The sequence below is a fragment of the Streptomyces sp. NPDC044921 genome (assembly GCF_056432865.1).
In genome coordinates, this window is sequence record NZ_JBWKIF010000023.1 from 71,835 (window position 1) to 91,326 (window position 19,492).

Annotated in this window: 18 protein-coding genes; 12 read left to right on the plus strand and 6 right to left on the minus strand. The window is 73.3% G+C overall.

What is annotated here, in order from left to right; all coding sequences use genetic code 11:
• Positions 1-155: 155 nt before the first annotated feature.
• Positions 156-1,517, minus strand: a complete 1,362-nt coding sequence (locus AC07DA_RS29745) for a S1 family peptidase (protein WP_479131318.1) — start codon at positions 1,515-1,517, stop codon at positions 156-158.
• Between the two features lie 674 nt (positions 1,518-2,191).
• On the opposite strand from AC07DA_RS29745, the gene AC07DA_RS29750 reads away from it, so the two are divergent.
• The 9 genes from AC07DA_RS29750 (at position 2,192) to AC07DA_RS29790 (ending at position 12,009) form a co-directional block, all read left to right on the plus strand.
• A complete protein-coding gene (locus AC07DA_RS29750; RefSeq protein WP_184980091.1) occupies positions 2,192-2,407 on the plus strand; it encodes a type A2 lantipeptide in 216 nt (71 codons plus the stop codon).
• Positions 2,408-2,534: 127 nt separating this feature from the next.
• Positions 2,535-3,341: a hypothetical protein gene (locus tag AC07DA_RS29755; protein ID WP_479131319.1), complete on the plus strand. Its 807-nt coding sequence runs from the start codon at positions 2,535-2,537 to the stop codon at positions 3,339-3,341.
• Positions 3,338-5,563 carry an NHLP family bacteriocin export ABC transporter peptidase/permease/ATPase subunit gene (locus AC07DA_RS29760; protein ID WP_479131320.1) on the plus strand — a complete coding sequence of 742 codons (2,226 nt, stop codon included), beginning with the start codon at positions 3,338-3,340 and terminating at the stop codon, positions 5,561-5,563. Before AC07DA_RS29755 ends, AC07DA_RS29760 begins: the two co-directional genes overlap by 4 nt.
• 1 nt (position 5,564) lies before the next feature.
• Complete coding sequence (locus AC07DA_RS29765; RefSeq protein WP_479131321.1) at positions 5,565-8,390, plus strand: NHLP bacteriocin export ABC transporter permease/ATPase subunit; 2,826 nt, start codon at positions 5,565-5,567, stop codon at positions 8,388-8,390.
• A gap of 339 nt (positions 8,391-8,729) precedes the next feature.
• Positions 8,730-9,737 carry a Ppx/GppA family phosphatase gene (locus tag AC07DA_RS29770; RefSeq protein WP_479131322.1) on the plus strand — a complete coding sequence of 336 codons (1,008 nt, stop codon included), beginning with the start codon at positions 8,730-8,732 and terminating at the stop codon, positions 9,735-9,737.
• A 60-nt stretch (positions 9,738-9,797) separates the two neighbouring features.
• Positions 9,798-9,986 carry a hypothetical protein gene (locus tag AC07DA_RS29775; RefSeq protein ID WP_479131323.1) on the plus strand — a complete coding sequence of 63 codons (189 nt, stop codon included), beginning with the start codon at positions 9,798-9,800 and terminating at the stop codon, positions 9,984-9,986.
• 150 nt (positions 9,987-10,136) lie between these two features.
• On the plus strand, positions 10,137-11,144 hold the full coding sequence (locus AC07DA_RS29780) for an iron-containing redox enzyme family protein (RefSeq protein WP_479131324.1): 1,008 nt from the start codon (positions 10,137-10,139) through the stop codon (positions 11,142-11,144).
• 21 nt (positions 11,145-11,165) lie between these two features.
• The gene (locus AC07DA_RS29785; protein ID WP_479131325.1) at positions 11,166-11,819 is read left to right on the plus strand and encodes a HemK2/MTQ2 family protein methyltransferase; all 654 of its coding nucleotides are present in this window, start codon (positions 11,166-11,168) and stop codon (positions 11,817-11,819) included.
• Positions 11,800-12,009, plus strand: a complete 210-nt coding sequence (locus AC07DA_RS29790; protein ID WP_479131326.1) for a CDGSH iron-sulfur domain-containing protein — start codon at positions 11,800-11,802, stop codon at positions 12,007-12,009. The genes AC07DA_RS29785 and AC07DA_RS29790 overlap by 20 nt, the downstream gene beginning before the upstream one ends.
• A gap of 164 nt (positions 12,010-12,173) precedes the next feature.
• On the opposite strand, the gene AC07DA_RS29795 is transcribed toward AC07DA_RS29790, so the two are convergent.
• Complete coding sequence (locus AC07DA_RS29795; protein WP_479131327.1) at positions 12,174-12,608, minus strand: protease inhibitor; 435 nt, start codon at positions 12,606-12,608, stop codon at positions 12,174-12,176.
• A gap of 395 nt (positions 12,609-13,003) precedes the next feature.
• Here AC07DA_RS29795 and AC07DA_RS29800 point away from each other — a divergent pair, with 395 nt between their 5' ends.
• Both AC07DA_RS29800 and AC07DA_RS29805 read left to right on the plus strand, forming a co-directional pair.
• Positions 13,004-13,702 carry an alpha/beta fold hydrolase gene (locus AC07DA_RS29800; RefSeq protein ID WP_479131328.1) on the plus strand — a complete coding sequence of 233 codons (699 nt, stop codon included), beginning with the start codon at positions 13,004-13,006 and terminating at the stop codon, positions 13,700-13,702.
• Between the two features lie 81 nt (positions 13,703-13,783).
• Positions 13,784-14,953, plus strand: coding sequence for a lactate 2-monooxygenase (locus AC07DA_RS29805; protein ID WP_479131330.1), 1,170 nt, complete (start codon positions 13,784-13,786; stop codon positions 14,951-14,953).
• Between the two features lie 55 nt (positions 14,954-15,008).
• On the opposite strand, the gene AC07DA_RS29810 is transcribed toward AC07DA_RS29805, so the two are convergent.
• The 3 genes from AC07DA_RS29810 to AC07DA_RS29820 form a co-directional block, all read right to left on the minus strand.
• Complete coding sequence (locus tag AC07DA_RS29810) at positions 15,009-16,643, minus strand: RICIN domain-containing protein (RefSeq protein WP_479131331.1); 1,635 nt, start codon at positions 16,641-16,643, stop codon at positions 15,009-15,011.
• 290 nt (positions 16,644-16,933) lie between these two features.
• Positions 16,934-17,311: a toxin Doc gene (locus tag AC07DA_RS29815; protein ID WP_351351073.1), complete on the minus strand. Its 378-nt coding sequence runs from the start codon at positions 17,309-17,311 to the stop codon at positions 16,934-16,936.
• A 3-nt stretch (positions 17,312-17,314) separates the two neighbouring features.
• Positions 17,315-17,560: a hypothetical protein gene (locus AC07DA_RS29820; protein ID WP_479131332.1), complete on the minus strand. Its 246-nt coding sequence runs from the start codon at positions 17,558-17,560 to the stop codon at positions 17,315-17,317.
• A gap of 186 nt (positions 17,561-17,746) precedes the next feature.
• Here AC07DA_RS29820 and AC07DA_RS29825 point away from each other — a divergent pair, with 186 nt between their 5' ends.
• Positions 17,747-18,679, plus strand: coding sequence for a sigma-70 family RNA polymerase sigma factor (locus tag AC07DA_RS29825; protein ID WP_479131333.1), 933 nt, complete (start codon positions 17,747-17,749; stop codon positions 18,677-18,679).
• Positions 18,680-18,695: 16 nt separating this feature from the next.
• Here AC07DA_RS29825 and AC07DA_RS29830 read toward each other — a convergent pair whose 3' ends face one another.
• The gene (locus tag AC07DA_RS29830) at positions 18,696-19,487 is read right to left on the minus strand and encodes an alpha/beta fold hydrolase (RefSeq protein ID WP_479131334.1); all 792 of its coding nucleotides are present in this window, start codon (positions 19,485-19,487) and stop codon (positions 18,696-18,698) included.
• Positions 19,488-19,492 lie beyond the last annotated feature (5 nt).

Genomic DNA, 19,492 nt, shown 5'->3' on the forward strand with positions numbered 1-19,492 from the left:
CGCCGCCCCCCCGGGGGGGGGGGCGGGCCCCCGGGGGGGGGGGGCCCGGGGGGGTGGGGGGGGGGCCCCCCCCCCCCCGGGCCGGTCCCCGCCAGGGAAGAAGGGGGCGGGGACCGGCCCGGCGGCGTCGGACCGGCTGCCGACGTGGTGGGGGGTCAGCGCGACTCGGTCAGGCCCGAGTCGTCCTCGACGCCCCGGCCGTTGTCCTGACCGGCCCCGGCGTCCTGACCGACACCGGCTTCCTCGCCCGCACCGGCGCCCTGACCGATACCTGCACCGGCACCCGCACCGGCCTCGTCCCCGGCGCCCGCGCCCGCTTCCTCACCGGCACCGGCCTCGTCACCCGCACCGGCGCCCGCTTCGTCGCCCGCGTCCGCGCCCGCTCCGCCGCCCGCGGCGCCGCCGCCGAGGGTCGCGCCGACGGCCTCCAGCGCCGTGGTGACCGGCTGGAAGAAGGTCTCGCCGCCCACCGTGCAGTCGCCGCTGCCGCCGGAGGTCAGGCCGATCGCGAGGCCGTCCCGGGTGAACAGGGAGCCGCCGCTGTCGCCGGGCTCGGCGCAGACGTTGGTCTGGATGAGGCCGGTGACCGTGCCCTCGGGGTAGTTCACCGTGGCGTCGAGTCCGAGGACCTGGCCGTCGGCGAGCCCGGTGGTGCTGCCCATCCGGAAGACCTCCTGGCCGACGGTCGCCTCCGCGGCCTCGGTGATCTGGACGGTCTGGTTGCCGAGGTTGACCTCGCTGGGTGCCTCGGTCGCCGGGTCGTCGTACTTCACGAGTGCGAAGTCGCCGTTGCCGGGGAAGGTCGACTGGTCGACCGTGGCGATCGGCCGGCCGCCCTGTGTGTCGGACCACTCGTTGCCGCCGAGGGTGCAGTGACCGGCCGTCAGGAACGCCGGGGAGCCGTCGCCCGCGGTGACGTTGAAGCCGAGGGAGCAGCGCGAGCCCCCGGCGAAGATGGCGTCGCCGCCGGAGACGAACGGCTTGAAGGTGCCCGCGGACTTCTTGAGGGTCGCCATGCCGGTGCCGAGGCTCCGCACGGTGGACTCCAGTCTGTCCCACTTGGCGCCGGTCACGGTGCTGTCGGCCGTCACCAGGAGCTTGTTGGTGCGCGGGTCGATCGACCACGAGGTGCCCGCGATGGTCGCCTCGGACTTGAGCGTCGACGCCCCCTGCTGGAGCTCCGACCAGCTGTTGTCGACCTCGCGCACCTTCGCGCCCGCCGCCTTGGCCTGCGCGATCACGTTGTTGTCGTCGCCCGGTACGACGTTGACGACGAGCTGCCGGCTGTCGCCGTCGTAGTAGGAGCCGCCGAACGCGTCACCGAGGACCCCGGCGAGCTGCGAGGCGAGATCCGAGGCGTCGCCGGCCTTGAGGGTCTTCGGCGCGACCGCCGCTCCGTCGGACGAACCGTCCTGCGAGGCGTTGGCGCTGGGCAGCAGGATCGCGGCCGCGCCGAGCGCCACCACGCCGCCCGCCGCTATCGCGGCCTTGCGCTTCGGGATTCGCTTGTGACTCAAACTTCTCTCCTCCTGGGGGACGGAGTGGGTGCCGCCGTCCGGCAGCGTCCTGGGGGGCGCCTGGATGGCTGTTGGTACGCACGGGCCACTCGGGGCGTTCAATTCCGTTTACAAGTCGCCCCTTCGCACTGCGAAATCAGCCGGCGGAATCAGCCAACTACCCTTTCGCGGCCGGGTGACGGCCTGTCAGAGGGACGGCCCCCACGACCTCGACAACCCGACACGTTCCGTGTCCACACGGGAACGCTCCGTTGTGGTCGGCGAGTTGAATCCCGCCTCCAGCGAATCTGCACATCGAATACTCAACCCGGTCACCGGAAATCGGGTCTTCCCCATGCCCTTCGCGTCGGTCACTCCTTTGGGTCCGGAGTGCCGGATTCGCCGTCCGGCGATTCAGGACGTGGAATGAGCCGATGCCGTGACGCATGTGAAGAAGTCGCCACCAAGGCGTGCGCGATTCTGCACGGACGGACCCTTCTGCGCCGCAAGTTGCCTGGTGAGGCGGGTGGTTGATTGGAAGCCCGCGCCCGCAGCGTGCTTTGATCCATCGCACCGCGGGGGCCGCGAAGGGCATGCGGAAACGCGTGTCCGGCGCTCGTGGTCGCGGCCGTCATCTGTCCCCAGAGGGGGCCGCTCCCCCCTTGTGAGATATCCATATGAAGGGAAGTTCCATCATGAACTCCACCCCCCAGGTCGAGACCGTCGAGATCGCCGACGCCGAGCTCGACGCCGTCTCCGGCGGCCTGTCCGTGAACGCCGTGAACACCGTCACCGACACCGTGGACGGCATCGCTCCGGTTTCCGGCCTGGTGAACACCGCCGTCGGCACCGTCGAGGGTGTCACCGGCCTGAACACGGCCCCGGTCACCAACCTGGTCGCCGGTCTCTGATCCGGCCAGTGCCGTTGACTCCCGGAGCCGCAGCCGGCGGTTCCGGGATCTTCGGGTGCCGTGACAGGGCACCCCGACAGCCTCCGCCACCTCCGTAAGAACCTCTTCTACGGGTGAGGGAAGTTCCTTGCAGTTCCGCCAACAGGCCCTCGCCAAACTCCAGTCACCGGAGGAGCTCGACCTGCCGGTGCGATTCGCCCGACCGCAGGGCTGGCTCGTCCTCTCCGTGACGGTGGTCGCGATGGCGGCCGCCTCGGTGTGGGCGGTGACCGGCTCGGTGGCCTCCACGGTCGGCGCGCCCGCCATCCTCACGCACGGGCAGGGCAGTTACGTCCTGCAGAGCCCCGTCGCGGGCCAGGTCACCGCGGTCCTCGCCGAGCAGGGCGAACGGCTCCCGGCGAACTCCCCCGTGCTCAAGGTCCGCACCCCCGAGGGCGAGACCGTCGTCCGCACGCTCGACGCCGGCCGCGTCTCCGCGCTCGCCGCGAGCGTCGGGCAGATCATCCGGACCGGCGCGAACGTCGCCGCCGTCGAGAAGGTCGCCCGCACCGGGGACCCCCTCTACGCCACGGTCTACGTGCCCGCCCAGAACGCCGCCACGATCCCCGACGGCGCTCCCGTCGACCTCACCGTGCAGTCGGTGCCGGCGCAGGAGTACGGAGTGCTGCGCGGCCACGTGAAGTCCGTGGACCGCTCGGCCCAGTCGCCGCAGCAGATCGCCGCGTTCCTCGGGGACAGCCAGCTCGGCGAGCAGTTCACGAAGAAGGGCAGGCCGGTGGCCGTGACGGTCCGGTTGGACAAGTCCTCCGCCACGAAGAGCGGCTACGCGTGGTCCTCCGCGGACGGGCCACCGTTCGAGCTGACGTCCATGACGCCGGCCTCCGGCTCCATCAAGCTGGCCGACCAGCGTCCCGTCGACTGGCTGCTGCCATGAGCCCGGCCGCACAGGAGACCCGGGGCAGGCGCCGCGCCGCCCCGCCCGAGCGCAAGGTGCCCAAGGCCGGGGCGAAGACCGTCCGCACCCCCACCGTGCTGCAGATGGAGGCCGTCGAGTGTGGCGCCGCCTCCCTGGCGATGGTGCTCGGCCACTACGGCAGGCACGTCCCGCTGGAGGAACTGCGCATCGCCTGCGGCGTCTCCCGCGACGGCTCGCGCGCCAGCAACCTGCTGAAGGCGGCCCGCAGTTACGGCCTGACCGCCAAGGGCATGCAGATGGACCTGGCGGCCCTCGCCGAGGTGAGGTCGCCGGCCATCCTGTTCTGGGAGTTCAACCACTACGTCGTCTACGACGGCATGGGCCGCCGCTTCGGCCGCCGGGGCGTCTACATCAACGACCCCGGCAAGGGCCGCCGGTTCGTGCCCATGGAGGACTTCGACGGCAGCTTCACCGGTGTCGTGCTGGTCATGGAGCCCGGCGAGGACTTCGCGCGAGGCGGCCGCAGGCCCGGCGTCCTCGGCGCGATGCCCGCCCGGCTGCGCGGCACCGCGGGCACCCTGCCGGCCGCCGTCCTGGCGAGCCTGCTGCTGGTCGCGGTCGGCGCGGCGGTGCCCGCGCTCAGCCGCACCTACATCGACGAGTTCCTGATCGGCGGCCGGACCTCGCTGCTCGGGGTGCTGTTCGCGTCGATGGCGGCGTGCGTGCTGCTCACGGTCGTGCTGACCTGGCTGCAGCAGGCCAACCTGCTGCGCGGCCGGATCATCTCCTCGACGCTGTCCAGCGCCCGCTTCCTGCGGCATCTGCTGCGGCTGCCGGTGACGTTCTTCTCGCAGCGCAGCCCGGCCGACCTGGTGCAGCGGCTGCAGTCCAACGACGCCGTCGCCGAGACCCTCTCCCGCGACCTCGCGGCGGCGGGCGTGGACGCGATCGTGGTCGTGCTGTACGCGGTCCTGCTGTACACCTACGACCCGCAGCTGACGTTCGTCGGCATCGGCGTGGCCCTGCTGAACATCGTGGCCATGCGGGTCGTCGTACGGCTGCGCGCCACCCGCACGGCGAAGCTGCGCGCCGACACGGCCCGCCTCACCAACACCGCCTACACCGGCCTGCAGCTCATCGAGACGATGAAGGCCACCGGCGGCGAGGACGCCTACTTCCGCAAGTGGGCCGGGCAGCACGCCACCACCCTGGAGGAGCAGCAGCGGCTCGGGGTGCCGAGCGCCTGGCTGGGCGTGGTCGCGCCGACGCTCGCCACCCTCAACAGCGCGCTGATCCTCTGGATCGGCGGCATGCGGGCGGTCGAGGGGCACATCTCGGTCGGCCTGCTGGTCGCCTTCCAGGCCCTGGTCACCCGGTTCACCGCGCCGCTGACCCGGCTGAACGGCGTCGCGGGCCGCATCCAGGACTTCGCCGCCGACGTGGCCCGGCTGAAGGACGTGGAGAACTTCAAGGCCGACCCGCTCTACGGCCGCCCCGGCGCGGGCGAGTCGACGCGCCGCCTGCAGGGCCACGTCGAGCTGGAGAACATCACCTTCGGCTACAGCCCGCTCGACAAGCCGCTGCTCACCGGCTTCGACCTGACCGTCGGACCCGGGCAGCAGGTGGCGCTGGTCGGCGGCTCCGGCAGCGGCAAGTCCACGGTGTCCCGGCTGATCTCCGGCCTGTACGCGCCGTGGGAGGGCGTGATCCGCATCGACGGGCAGCGCATCGAGGACATCCCGCGCGGGGCGCTGGCCGCCTCCGTCTCCTTCGTCGACCAGGACGTGTTCCTCTTCGAGGGCACGGTCCGCGACAACGTGGCGCTGTGGGATCCGTCGATCCCGGACGACGCGGTGGAGGACGCGCTGCGCGACGCCGCCCTGTACGACGTGATCACGCGCCGGCCCGGTGGCATCCACAGCAAGGTCGAGCAGGACGGCCGCAACTTCTCCGGCGGGCAGCGCCAGCGGCTGGAGATCGCGCGGGCGCTGGTGCGCCGCCCCAGCATCCTGGTGCTCGACGAGGTGACCAGCGCGCTGGACGCGGAGACCGAGCTGGTCGTGATGGACAACCTGCGCCGGCGCGGCTGCGCCTGCGTGGTGATCGCGCACCGGCTGAGCACCGTGCGCGACAGTGACGAGATCGTCATCCTGCAGCACGGCACGGTCGTCGAGCGCGGACGGCACGAGGAACTGGTGGCGCGCGGCGGCGCCTACGCGGCACTGGTCAGGGAACGGTGAGATGACGACCGTCCACGAAGGACACGACGGCGACCTGGTGCTCGGCGCCTTCGGGCAGCTGGGCTCGCGCCTGGACTGCGCCGGGTTCAGCCGCCTCGACCTCGAAGGCCCCCAGGTGCTGTGGCTGGTCGCGTCCGGCGCGGTCGACCTGTTCGCGGTCGACGCCGGCCGGCAGGGCCACTGGCACCACCTGGGCCGGCTGGAGGCGGGCTCGCTGGTGCTCGGCCCGGTGGCCGGACCCCAGCACACCCTCGTGGCCCGCCCGCTGCGGGACTGCGTGGTGCACCGCATCGGCCTGCGCGAGCTGTACCAGCCCGCGAACACCGCGACCTGGTCGTACGACGAGTACGGCAACCCGCAGTACGTACCGCCGACGACGAGCCCCCTGGAGTACGCGCTCGCCCTCGGCGTCGGCCGCAGCCTGTCCATCCTCTTCCAGGCTCCGATGGCCACCGAGCGGGCCGCGGCGCCCACCGACGACGACGTGTTCTGGATGCAGGTGCCGCCCGGCAGCGTGCAGTACGGCTCGCTCTACGGCGCGGAGGCGGCGGCCGACCTGCTGATGGACCCCGCGCTGTGGCAGTCCATGGTCGACCAGCAGTACCGGCTGCTGACCACGCTGGACCGCTGGATCGAGCAGCTGGAGCGCACCCACGAGGACCGCACGGCCGAGGGCATCAAGGCGGGCGAGGCGGTGCGCGCCCAGGCCGACCGGACCCTGCTGGCCTCCATCGGCGAGCGGTCCTCGAAGGGCACCACCGCGGCGGACGCCGACGCCACGTACGCGGCGTGCCGGCTGGTCGGGCAGGCGGCCGGGATCAGCCTCGCCGAGCCCACGCAGAAGGGCACCGGCGGCGACCGCCTCGACCCGGTCGAACAGGTCGCCCTGGCCTCCCGGGTCCGCACCCGGGCCGTGCGCCTCGACGGACGATGGTGGCGGGACGACGTGGGGCCGCTGGTCGGCCGGCGGGCCCTGTCGGGCGCGCCGGTGGCGCTGTTGTGGCGGCGCGGCGGCTATGTCGCGGTCCACCCCTCCACCGGGCGTGAGACGCCGGTCGAGAAGGCCAACGCCGACGAGTTCGAGCCGCGCGCGGTGATGTTCTACCGTCCGCTGCCCGAGCGGGGGCTCAGCCCGCTGCGGCTGCTGCGGTTCTGCGTACGGGGCATGCGCGGCGACCTGACGGCCCTGCTGCTCAGCGGCCTGGTCACGGTGGCGATCGGGGCGCTGGTGCCCCTCGCCACGGGCAAGGTGCTCGGCGAGTTCGTGCCGAAGGCGCAGACGGACCTGATCGTGCAGGTGTGTCTGGCCGTGATGCTCAGCAGCGTGGTGGCGGCGGCGTTCATGCTGCTGCAGAACCTGACCATCCTGCGGCTGGAGGGCCGGATCGAGGCCACGCTGCAACCGGCCGTGTGGGACCGGCTGCTGCGGCTGCCGACGAAGTTCTTCACCGAGCGCTCCACCGGCGAACTGGCCAGCGCGGCCATGGGCATCAGCTCCATCCGCCGGCTGCTGGCGGGCGTCGGGCCGACGGTCGCCCAGTCGGTGACGGTCGGAGCGATGAACCTCGGCCTGCTGCTGTGGTTCAGCGTGCCGATGGCACTGGCCGCGATCGGCATGCTCGTCGTCATCGCGGCCGTGTTCCTCGGGCTGGGGCTGTGGCAGGTGCGCTGGCAGCGACGGCTGGTGGTGCTCTCCAACAAGCTGAACAACCAGGCGTTCCAGACGCTGCGCGGCCTGCCCAAGCTGCGGGTGGCCGCCGCCGAGAACTACGCCTACGCCGCCTGGGCCGCTCAGTTCGCGCGCAGCCGGGAGCTCCAGCAGAAGGTCGGACGCATCAAGAACGTCACCTCGGTGCTGGGCGCGGTGTACCTGCCGGTGTGCACGCTGCTGATGTTCATGCTGCTGGCCGGTCCGGCCCGGGGCTCGATGTCGGCGGCGGCGTTCCTCGCCTTCAACACCTCGGTGACGATGCTGCTGACCTCGGTCACCCAGCTCACCGGGGCCTTCGTCTCGGCGGTGGCGGCGCTGCCGCTGTTCGAGGAGGTCAAGCCGGTGCTGGACGCCACGCCCGAGGTGCGCGCGGCGAGCACCCGGCCCGGTCCGCTGACCGGGGCGATCGAGGCGCGGCGGGTGTCCTTCCGCTACGCGGACGACGGGCCACTGGTCCTGGACGACGTGTCGTTCGAGGCGCGGCCGGGCGAGTTCGTCGCGATCGTGGGCCCGAGCGGCTGCGGCAAGTCGACGCTGCTGCGACTGCTGATCGGCTTCGACCGGCCCGTCTCGGGCAGCGTGCTGTACGACGGCCAGGACCTCGCGGCTCTCGACCAGTCGGCGGTGCGCCGCCAGTGCGGGGTGGTGCTGCAGCACGCGCAGCCGTTCACCGGCTCGATCCTGGACGTCATCTGCGGCACCGAGCCGTACACGCCGGAGGAGGCGATGGCGGCAGCGGAGATGGCCGGGCTCGCGGAGGACATCAAGCGGATGCCGATGGGCCTGCACACGATCGTCTCGGGCAGCGGGGCCGTCTCCGGCGGCCAGCGCCAGCGGCTGATGATCGCCCAGGCGCTGATCCGCCGGCCGCGGATCCTGTTCTTCGACGAGGCGACCAGCGCGCTCGACAACGAGACGCAGCGCACCGTCATCGAGAGCACCAAGGCCCTGAACGCCACCCGGATCGTCATCGCGCACCGGCTGTCGACCGTGCTGGACGCCGACCGGGTCGTGGTGATGGAGGACGGCAAGGTCGTCCAGCAGGGCCCGCCCGCACAGCTGCTCGCGGACACGACCGGCCGGCTGCACGAGCTGGTGCGGCGCCAGATGGCGTGACGTGCCGCCCCTCGGAACGGGCTGCTTCCCGTGCCGTCCAGCACCCGCGACGGCCGTCGCGGCGGACGCGAACCGGCCTTTCTGGTCCGCGTCCGCGCGCCGCGCGCCGCGGGTGGCCGCTCCCGCACCCGGGACGCACGCCTGGGACGTACCGCTGACCTGGGGCGTGGCCTGGGTCGTCACCGACGGCGTTCGCGCGGTGCGGCCGGCGCACCCGTCACCCTGGTCCCGCGCCCGTGCGGGCACGCGGCCGCCCCCTCCCGCCGTCCGGTGGCGCATCCTCGCCCTGTCACCCGCACCCATCCGTTGGTCCGGGCCGGAAATGGGTACCCACCGCGCATGCGAATCAGCGTGGTGGACGTGGGATCGAACACGGTCAGACTTGTGGTCGCGGACGCGGAGGACGGGGTGCCGCTGCCCGTGCACACCGCCAAGTGGCGTCTGAGGCTGTCCGAGCAGGTCACACCGGGGGGACCCATTCCGGAGCAGGCCGTGGAGCAGCTGGTGCACGCGGTGGCGGAGGCGAGCAGGACGGCCGGCCGGTGGGGCGCGGCCGAACCGTTGGCCTTCGCTACCGCCGTGGTGCGCAACGCGCCGAACCGGCTGGAGGTCCTGCAGGCCGTGCGGGCCCGCACGGGCGTGGACCTGTGCACGCTGCCCGGCGAGGTCGAGGCGGAACTGACGTTCCTCGGGGCCCGCCGCTGGATGGGCTGGCGCTCCGGCCCGCTCGCCCTGCTCGACATCGGCGGCGGCACCCTGGAGGTCGCCTTCGGGCGCGGCCGCCTGCCGGACTTCGTGGCGTCACTGCCGCTGGGGGCGCGACGGCTCACCCACGAGTACTTCGAGGACGAGGACCCGCCCTCCCCGGAGCGGCTGCGCGAACTGCGCCGCAAGGTCCGCCACCAGCTGCGGGACGTCGCGGCCCGGATCCGCTGGGAGGGCCCGCGCACCGCGGTCGCCACCTCCCGCACCTTCCAGCAGCTGGGCCGGCTGTGCGGTGCCGCACCCGGGCGCCACGGCCCGTTCGTGGACCGCGAGATGCGCCGGGCCGACCTGCGGGAGGCGATCACGCAGCTGGCCGCGCTGCCCGCCGCCGACCGCGCGCGCCTGCCCGGCATCTCCGCCCCGCGGGCCGCGCAGAGCCTGGCCGGCGCCGTGGTCGGGCACACGGCGATGAAACTGACCGGCCTCAAGACCCTCACCGTCTGTCCCTGGGCGATCCGCGAGGGCGTGATGCTGCGGCACATCGAGGACGGCCCGTCCTGGTGGGCTGAGGTGATCCGGCGCAACGCGGAGACCGCCCCGGCCGAGCCCGTACCACTGCGCATCGCGACCGCCTCGAACTGAGGCCTGCCACCCCGCGCACCCACCGGCGATGCGCACACCGCACCGAGGAAAGGAGACCCCGTGTCCCACGACCAGGACCGCGACCAGTCCGGCAAGCAGCCCGAGACGGCTCTCGAGGAGGTCCTGCGCGAGATCGAGGACGCCGAGACGCGCACCCAGGACTCCGCCGAGCGGCGGCGCCACCGGGGTGAGGCCGGTGACGCCATCTCTCCCAACACCGGCGCCCAGGAGCGGGTCGAAGGAGAGTGAGAGGCGTTCCCGGTGCGGGCCCGGAGGGCCGGTCACGGCGGTGCACCACGCGGCCGCCGGCCCCCCGGGCCCGCGCCGTCGCCGCGGGGCCATGACCGGGATCTCCGGTTCCGGCGGTGACCTTGCGCCCCGTCCGGGTACCCGGCGCCCATGGAGCACGAAGAACCAGGACTGCCGACGCCGCGCGGCCCGCTGAGCAGGGGCGTCGAGGCGTATCTGCGGGGCGCGGGCCGGCTGCCCCGCATGGAGGACGTCGCCCGGGCCGCGGTGTACGGCGAGGACCTCCAGCTCGCCCTCTATCTCTGCTACGAGCTGCACTACCGCGGTTTCGCGGGGGTTCCCGCGGAACGCGAGTGGGACCCCGACCTGCTGCGCGTGCGCGCGGCCATGGAGCACCGCTTCCTGTCCGCGCTGCGCACCGACGCGCAGGTCCACGACAGTGTCGACGACGCCCTGGCGGAGCTGCTGGTGGAGCCCGTGGACGGCAAGGGGGTCTCCTACTTCCTGCGCGACGAGGGCGAGCTGTGGCACCTGCGTGAATACGCGGCGCAGCGTTCCCTGTACCACCTCAAGGAGGCCGACCCGCACGCCTGGGTGCTGCCGCGGCTGTGGGGCCGGGCGAAGGCGGGGATGGCGGCGGTGGAGTTCGACGAGTGGGGCGGGGGCCGCGCCGACCGGGTGCACGCCCGCCTCTTCGCCGACCTGATGACGGACCTGGGCCTGGACACCACGTACGGCCGCTACCTCGACGCGGCGTCCGCCGAGGCGCTGGTCACGGTGAACATGATGTCCCTGTTCGGTCTGCACCGGTCGCTCAGGGGCGCCCTGGTCGGCCATTTCGCTGCGGTCGAGATCACCTCGTCGCCGGGGTCACGGCGACTCGCCGAGGCGATGCGCCGCACGGGCGCCGGGCCCGCGGCCGAGCACTTCTACGACGAGCACGTCGAGGCCGACGCGGTCCACGAGCAGGTCGTGCGGCACGAGGTCATCGGCGGACTGCTGGAGCAGGAGCCGCACCTCGCCGCGGACGTCGCCTTCGGGATCGACGCCACCGAGTTCGTCGAGGAGCGTCTCGGGGCCCGGCTGCTGGCGGACTGGCGCGCGTCACGTTCGTCACTGTGTCAACCGCTTGCCCGCGAGGCGACCCATATCTCCTGAACAGCGGGGTACTCGGCGCCCGTGAATCCACTGGTACTCCCGGGCGTGTACGCCCCGCAGGAAGACACCGAGCTGCTGGCCGGTGCCCTGTCCGACGAACCGCTCCCGCCGGGCGCGGAGGTACTCGACGTGGGCACCGGGTCCGGCGCCCTGGCCCTGGAGGCCGCCCGGCGCGGTCTGCGGGTCACCGCCGTCGACGTGTCCTGGGGCGCCGTGCTGGCGGCCCGGCTGAACGCCCGGCTGGCCGGGCTGCGTGTCCGCATCCGGCACGGCAACCTCTTCGGTCCCGTGCGCGGAGAGACCTTCGACCTCATTCTGGCCAATCCGCCGTACGTGCCCGCTCCCGACGGCCACCGCGCGCCGCGCGGTGCGGCCCGGGCGTGGGACGCGGGGGGCGACGGGCGGCTGGTCGTCGACCGGATCTGCCGGGAGGCGCCCGCACTGCTGCGCCCGGGCGGGGTGCTGCTGCTGGTGCAGTCGGCGCTCAGCGGTCCCGATCTGACCGTGTCGCAGCTGCGTGCCGCCGGGCTGAAGGCCGCGGTGACCCGGCGCGAGCGGATCGCGTTCGGTCCCGTGCTGCGCGGCCGGGAACGGTGGCTGCGGGAGCGGGGGCTGCTGTCCGCCGACGAGGACAAGGAAGAGCTGGTGGTGATCCGTGCCGAACTCCCCGTCTGACCGGTCGCCCGGCGCACCGCGCCGCGTCTCCGTCCAGCGCAAGGGTCCGCTGCTGATGGAGGGCCCGGTGGAGGTCGAGCTGGAGGACGGCTCCGTCGTCTCCTCCGACCGCTTCCGCGTGGCGCTGTGCACCTGCCGCCGCAGCCGCCGCTATCCGTGGTGCGACACGAGCCACCGCGACCGGGCCTGACCCCCGGGACACCTGAGGCCCGAGGGCCGGCGGGCGGCCCCACTCCGCCCGCCGGCCCCCTTGGACGAGATCGCGGCTCCCCGTGACAACGGCCCGGCTCCCCAGCCACGGCCCGCTGTGCCTCACGGGAACGGCGCGATCCCGGTTCATGGGAGTGCCGGCCCCTAGAAGGAGAAGACGCCCGTGCCGTAGGCGTTCTTCATGCACTCGTTGGAGAAGGTGCGCTCGTAGGAGACGCGCTGGCCCTGCCAGACCCCGTCCACGGTGACGACCACGGGGTCGTACTGCTTGGTGCACATCACGCCCTCCTTGGCGGTCAGGGCGTTGAGGTCGCCGCTGACGCCGCGCAGTTCCGCACAGGCCTGGGCGGCGGCCGGGTGGGTGCCCGAGGGCCGCGGGGCACAGGTCAGGGTGACCGCGCGTTCCGGAGTCGCGGAGATCGCGCTCTCGCCGTGGCCCACCGTGAGGACGAGGGCCGACGGGGCGTAGAGCGCGGTGGGGGCCTGACCCGGGTCGGCGAGCGCGGCCCCGGCAAGGGGTCCGCAGACGGCGGTGGCCGTCACTCCGACAGTCATGGCCCAGCGCGCGGTGGTCCGCATTGTGTGCATCCTTCCGCTCGACTACAGGGTGTGCCGTCCCGTGCCCGGTAGGTGCCGGGTCGGCGAGCGCGAGTCTGCCGAGTCCGCGACGGAAACACACATCGACCCCACGGGTTTCAGTAACCTTGCGTATTGAATCAGTGGCGAGAAGTTACGGAACCGGAGCGGGTGAAGCCCGTAACCGCACGGACTTCGGTGTCGCGAAGCGGCCAGATGGCCGATTTCCACATGCTGGTTAATAGGCCTGAAACATTCCGATTCCGCTCGTGGCTGACCACTTTGCAACCGCTTGCGTTCATGCTCCCGTCGCGTATTCGTCGTGCGGCGGGCCCGGCCGTCCGCCCCGCGCCCGTCGGGCCGGCGGCGTTGTCACACCCCTCGGCTACGTTGCCGGCATGAGTGATCTCGTACTGGTGGCAGGAGCGTGGCTCGGGGCGTGGGCCTGGGACGAGGTGGCCGCCGAACTGCGCGGCACCGGCCACGGCGTCCACCCGCTCACGCTCACGGGTCTCGCCGAGAAGCAGGACAGGCGCGTGCCGGGGCGGCAGGCACACGTGCGGGACATCGTCGAGGAGGTGGAGCGCCTCGGCCTGCGCGACGTCGTCCTGGTGGGGCACAGCTACGCGGGCGTCCCGGTCGGGCAGGCCGCCGAGCGGATCGGCGGGCGGCTCAAGCGCGTGGTGTTCGTCGACGCGAACGTGCCGGTGCACGGGGAGTCGTTCCTGTCCGGCTGGCCCAGCGAACACGTGCGGCGGGCGCTCGACGACCACGGCGGGTGCTGGCCGCCGCCCGGCCCGGAGGACTGCGCGGGCCAGGGGCTGACGGACGAGCAGCTCGCCCGGTTCCTCGGCGGGGCGACACCGCACCCGGGCGTCACGCTCACCGAGCCGGCCGAGCTCTCCGGCTCCCTCGCCCGCCTCCCGGCGACCTACGTGAAGTGCCTGCTCGACGGGGAGGAGCCGATGCCGGCGGTGGCGAGCCTGCTGCGCGGCGACAGCTGGGAACGGGTGGAGCTGGACACCGGCCACTGGCCGATGTTCTCCGAGCCGCGCGAACTGGCCCGCGTCCTGCGCGCGGCGGCGGACCGCCCCTGACCGGGCACCGTCCATACCGCTCGGTATCGTCCCCGTACGGCACGGTCTCGACGAGGAGACGACGAGAGGCGGGTACGTACGGTGGGCAAGCACTGGGCGGACTTCCAGTACGAGATCTATCTGAACGGGATGACGGGTGCCGTACCGCGGCTGCCCACCGATCTGACCCGGCTGGAGGAGCTGACCGAGCAGCGGCTCGGGCCCGGGCCGGTCGGCTACGTGGCGGGCAGCGCGGGCAACGGCAGCACCGCCCGGGCCAACCGGGCCGCCCTGGAGCGGCGCCGGATCGTGCCGCGCATGCTGCGGGACGTGCACGAGCGTGACCTGTCGGTCGAGGTGCTGGGCCGCTCCCTGCCGGCCCCGCTGGCGCTCGCCCCGGTCGGCGTGCTGTCGATCATGCATCCGGACGCCGAGTCCGCCGCGGCCCGCGCCGCCGCCGCCCAGGGCGTGCCGTACATCCTGTCCTCGGCGTCCAGCACGCCGATGGAGCGGGTCGCCGAGGCGATGGGCGACGCCGAGCGGTGGTTCCAGCTGTACTGGCCGAAGGACCCGGAGGTTGCGCGCAGCTTCCTGAACCGGGCGAAGGCGTCCGGGTTCGGCGTGCTGGTCGTCACCCTGGACACGCCGCTGCTGTCCTGGCGGCCCCGCGACCTCGACCAGGCCTACCTGCCGTTCCTGCACGGCGTCGGCACGGCGAACTACTTCTCCGACCCGGCCTTCCTAGCGGGCCTGGCCAAGCCGGTGCACGAGGATCCGAACGCGGCCGTGATGCGTTTCGTCGGCCTGTTCTCCGACCCGGCCAAGACCTGGCCGGACCTGGCGTTCCTGCGGGAGAACTGGGACGGGCCGATCGTGCTCAAGGGCGTCCTGCACCCGGACGACGCCCGGCTGGCCGCGGACGCGGGCGTGGACGGCGTCGTCGTCTCCAACCACGGCGGGCGGCAGGTGGCGGGCTCGGTGGCGGCGGCGGACGCGCTGCCCCGCGTCGCCCAGGCCGTCGGCGACCGGCTCACGGTCCTCTTCGACAGCGGTGTCCGCACCGGCGACGACGTCTTCAAGGCCCTCGCCCTCGGCGCCCGCGCCGTCCTGCTCGGCCGCCCGTACGTCTACGGTCTCGGTCTGGACGGGCAGGCGGGCGTCGAGCACGTCATCCGCTGCCTGCTGGCCGAACTCGACCTGACCCTCGCCCTGGCGGGCCACGCCACGCCGGGCACGGCCGGGCCGGACGACCTCGTCGAGGACCCGGCCTGACGACGGGGCCGCGCGGCCCGAGCGTCGCGCGGCCCCGTTCGCCGCGGGCCCGGGTTCAGCCGGCGCGGCCGGCCGGGGCGGTCACCTGGCGGGCCGCCGGGCTCTCCCGCTCCTCGATCGACAGGGAACCCGACGCCGTCGGCACGGGTTCCGCCTGCCAGCGCTGGGCGTCGGAGCGGTCGCGGACCCTGACGACGATGTCGGCGTCCGGGTCGTCGCCGGCCGGGGCCACGGCGAGCTGCTCGTCCCAGCGGGGCAGCAGTTCGCCGCGCACGGTGAGGTCGTAGCGCACGTCGTCGCCCCGCTCGGCATCCTCGTCGGCGCAGGTGCCGAGGACCACGACGCCGGCGTCCTTGTGCGAGTCCAGGCACAGCCCGGGATCCGCGACGCTGCGCAGCGACCCGTCCTTCTCGTACGTCCACTGCTGGGTCCACACCGCCGAGCACGGCGCCAGCTTCGCCCCCGCGCCCTCCTTCGGCAGGTCCCGGATGTCGAGACAGAGGCCGGCACCGGTGTTGCGCAGCCGCGTCACGCCCGGCGCCGTGGGCAGTCCGGCCGTGCCGGGGGGCGTCGCGGAGGTGGCGCCGTCGCCTCCGGCGGCGCTGTTGGAACCGGCCGGGTCGGCCTCCCCGCCGTCGTACGACGTCGCGCTGAGGATGAGCACGGCCGTCAGCACCCCGGCCGACACGGCGCCGACGCCCGAGAGCAGCGCCCGGGAGGAGCGCAGTGCCTGCGGGACCCGTGCGCCCGCTGTCCGGCGCGCCGGCAGCGGGATCCGGGAGAGCAGGCGGTGGCCGCCGGTGCCACGCCGCCCGCCGCGGCGCCCGGCGCGAGCGCTCCGCGCGCCGGGCGAGGCCCGGCCCGGACGGGAGTCGAGGTAGCGGCGGGCGCCCCAGCCGAGCACCGCTTCGGCGATCAGCGGGCCCAGCGGCCCCTCGAAGTGGCTCAGTTGCTCGGCCGCGTCCCGGCAGTAGCGGCACTGGTCCATGTGGTCCTGGACGTCCGGCAGTAGGGCGCCGCCCCGGCGGATCGGGACGTCGAGCAGGCGGTTGTAGAACCGGCAGTCCTGCGTCGGCGCGAGTTCGCGGTGGGCCCGTGCACAGCCTTCGCGGAATGTGTCACGCGCCTGTTCGAGGGCGGCCGACGCGAGGTCGGTGTCCATGCCCAGCAGACCGGCCGGGACGGTTATGGGATCGGCCTCGACCTCGACGTGCCAGAGCAAACCGCGCGCGGCCGCGGGAAGTGCCTGGAACGCGCGCTCCGCGAGGACCCGATTCTCGGGTGTCATGGAGGTGGCGGCGCGCAGGCCGCGCCCTCCGGCCGGTTTCTGCAGCGCGGGCAGAACGGCCGATATTCGATCGTCGCCGGACCACTCACGGATCGTGTCGCGCACGGTCACCAGCAGGGCCGGGCGCAGCGCGACGGCCGACTCGCCGAAGGCGAGGCGGTTGAGGGTCCGGTGGAACGCGGTCCCGGTGACCATGGCGGCGACCTGCGCCGAGGAGGCGAGACAGATGACCGCGTAGTCGTGCACCGGCTGCCAGTGCCGCGCCATCAGCAGCGCCACGGAATGAGCGGCTACCCCGCCCTCCGGGCTGCCTCTCAAGGGGGCGGCGAGGTTTTCGTCGGATTCCCCCGGATCCCCGCCGGGCGGGGGATAGGGAGGACGAGGGGGGTGGGGGGTGGGCACTGAGATGGTTCCTTCCCACGCGCAGGTGGCACACAGAAGTCCTGCCGCCGAAAAAGGAGCCCGGTTGGTGCGTACCTTTTCGGGCGCGGCGCGGGGGGCGCGAATTCGCCGACGGCGAATCGGACCCGGTCAACAAATGCCGTGCGACTCTTGGCCATTCCCCCCGCACGTGCGTTGCACTCTTGCACAGTCCCCACACGGCCAACAAGGCGCACGGACCACATCCCCGCCATTGACAGAAAGTCAGAAGCAGAACGCCTTGCCGCAGGTCGCACCGGTTTTCGACCCTGTTAGATCTGCCAGGCGCGCAGCCGGTCCGCCGCGCCGTAGACGTCGGTCGTGCCGGACATCAGATCGCGGGCCAGATCGACGAGGGCGCCGTACGGCGGGTCGATGCCGACGCCGCTGACGAACATGTAGGCCACGGCGGTCGCGCAGGCGAAGCGGGCGTTGGCCGAGGGCAGCGGGCGGAGCACGGCGAGGGTGTGCAGCAGCGCGGCCGCCCGCCAGGCGGGGTCGGAATTCACACCGAGGCGCGGCGGGTCGACGCGGTGCCGGGCGACCGCGGCGACCAGCGCGGAGAAGTCGTTGATCGTGGGCTGGTCCGGCAGGACCTCTTCGTGGCGCTGGAGCAACCAGGGCACGTCGATGTGGAGGACGGGTGCCATCGGTCAGGCGGCCCGCCCCTCGCCCTTGACGGGCGGTTCGTCGTCGGGGAAGGCGGCGGCGAACTCGTCGGCGTGGGTCGCGAAGAACCGGCGGAAGGCTTCCGCGCCCTCCTGCAGCGCCCGGTGGCGGGCTATGTCGGCCGCGGCGGCCTCCCGGACGAGCGCCTTCATGGACGTACCGCGCTCCTTGGCGATCTGCCGCAGGTCCTCAAGTTCGCGCTCGCTGAACTCGACGTTGAGAGCTGGCATGCCTTCACGGTAGCGCCCGGGGTACTGGCCCGTAAATACCCGCAGGTCACAGCGGATACGGGGCGGTACCACCCAGGTGCCCCGCCGTCCCGGAGGGTGAGATGTGGGTCACAGGCCCCCGTCGTCATGTCACATTCCGGGGCCCTGCCCGGCTCGCAGGGGTGAGCGTCCACGGGAGGGCCACGCATGACCGAGATCTCCGCACCCGGCACCGACGCCCGGCTCGACGAGGCGACCGGGGTGTTCGTCAACCACCGCGAGCTGCTGTTCGGCGTCGTCTACAACATGCTCGGCAGCGTCGCCGACACCGAGGACGTCCTTCAGGAGACGTGGCTGTCCTGGACGGCACGCGGCGGCGGCGCCCCCCTGGCCGGCGTGGGCAGCCCCCGCGCCTATCTGGTCCGGGTGGCGGTCAACCACGCGCTGCGCCGCCGCGCCGCGATCAGCCGCCGGCGCGAGACGTACGTCGGCCCGTGGCTGCCCGAGCCGCTGGTCGCCGACGAGGACGCCGGCACCGCCGACGGCCCGGCCCTGCGCGGCGAGGCGGTGTCGCTGGCCATGCTGGTGGTCCTGGAGTCGCTGACGCCGCTGGAGCGGGCCGTGTTCGTACTGGGCGAGGTGTTCGGCTATCCGCACGCCGAGATCGCCGGGATCATCGACCGCTCCCCCGCCGCCGTGCGGCAGCTGGCGCACCGCGCCCGGGAGCACGTGCACGCGCGACGTCCGCGCTACCAGGCGCATCCGCGGGTGCGGCGGGAGGCGACCGAGCGGTTCGTGCGGGCGGCGCTCGGCGGGGACATCGGGGAGCTGATGGAGGTCCTCGCGCCGGACGTCACGGCGTGGACGGACGCCGGCGGCAAGCGCAGGCGGGCGGGCCTGCGTCCGGTGCACGGCCGGGACAAGGTGACCCGCCTGCTCACGTCCGGCCGGGGCGGCCCGGACCACCCCGTGTGGCGCTACCGGCGCGTCAACGGCGACGACGCGGCGGTGCTGTTCGACGGCGACGCTCCCTTCGCCGTCCTGGTCCTGGACCTCACGCCCGAGGGCGACCGGGTGCGCGGCATCTACGTCGTGGCCAACCCGGACAAGCTGGCCCACCTGGCGCGGGCGGCGGTGTGAGCGCGGGCGGGGCGGGTCAGGAGCGGGTGCGGCAGAACTCCCGGACGGTCCGGTTGAACGGCTCCGGGGCCTCGATGTTGCTGAGGTGCCCGACGCCGGGCAGCACCACCAGCGTGGCCTCGGGGATCGCCGCGAGGAACGCGCGGGCGACCAGGTCCACCGGGGAGCGGCGGTCGAGCTCACCCCACAGCAGGAGCGTCGGCACCGTGATCTCGGGCAGCAGGTCGCTGAGGTCGGCCTCGGCCATGACGGAGAGTTCGGTGCGCATGCTGCCGGGCCGGGTGTCGGCCGACATCACCGAGAGCAGGCGCACGGCGTCGGCGGGCGGTGCCCCGGCGAACAGGCCGGGCATGGTCGGTGCGAACTCCCGCGGCGGGACGGCGAGCATCCGCTCGGCCCCCTCGACCCGGGCCAGGACCTCCGCCGCGGGCAGGGACCCCTTCCAGCCGGCGTAGGTGTCGACGAGGAGCAGCGTCCGCACGAGCTCGCGATGCCTGCGGTAGAGCTCCAGCACGACCGTCCCGCCCCAGGACAGACCGAGGACGTGGGCGGGGCCCAGGCCCACGTCCCGGACGACGGCCGCCAGGCAGCGGGCGTAGTCGGCCAGGGCGCAGGAGGGCGGTACGTCGGAGGACCGGCCGGCGCCCGGTTCGTCCCAGGCGACGGCGGTGAACTCGTCGGACAGGTCCCGCAGCTGCCCGCGGAACAGGCGGGCGTCGGTCGTCGCGCCGTGCGCGAGCACGAGGGGCGGGCCGTGGCCCACCCGGTCGTACGCGACCTCGATGCCGTCGACCCGCACCGCGTGCATGGCAC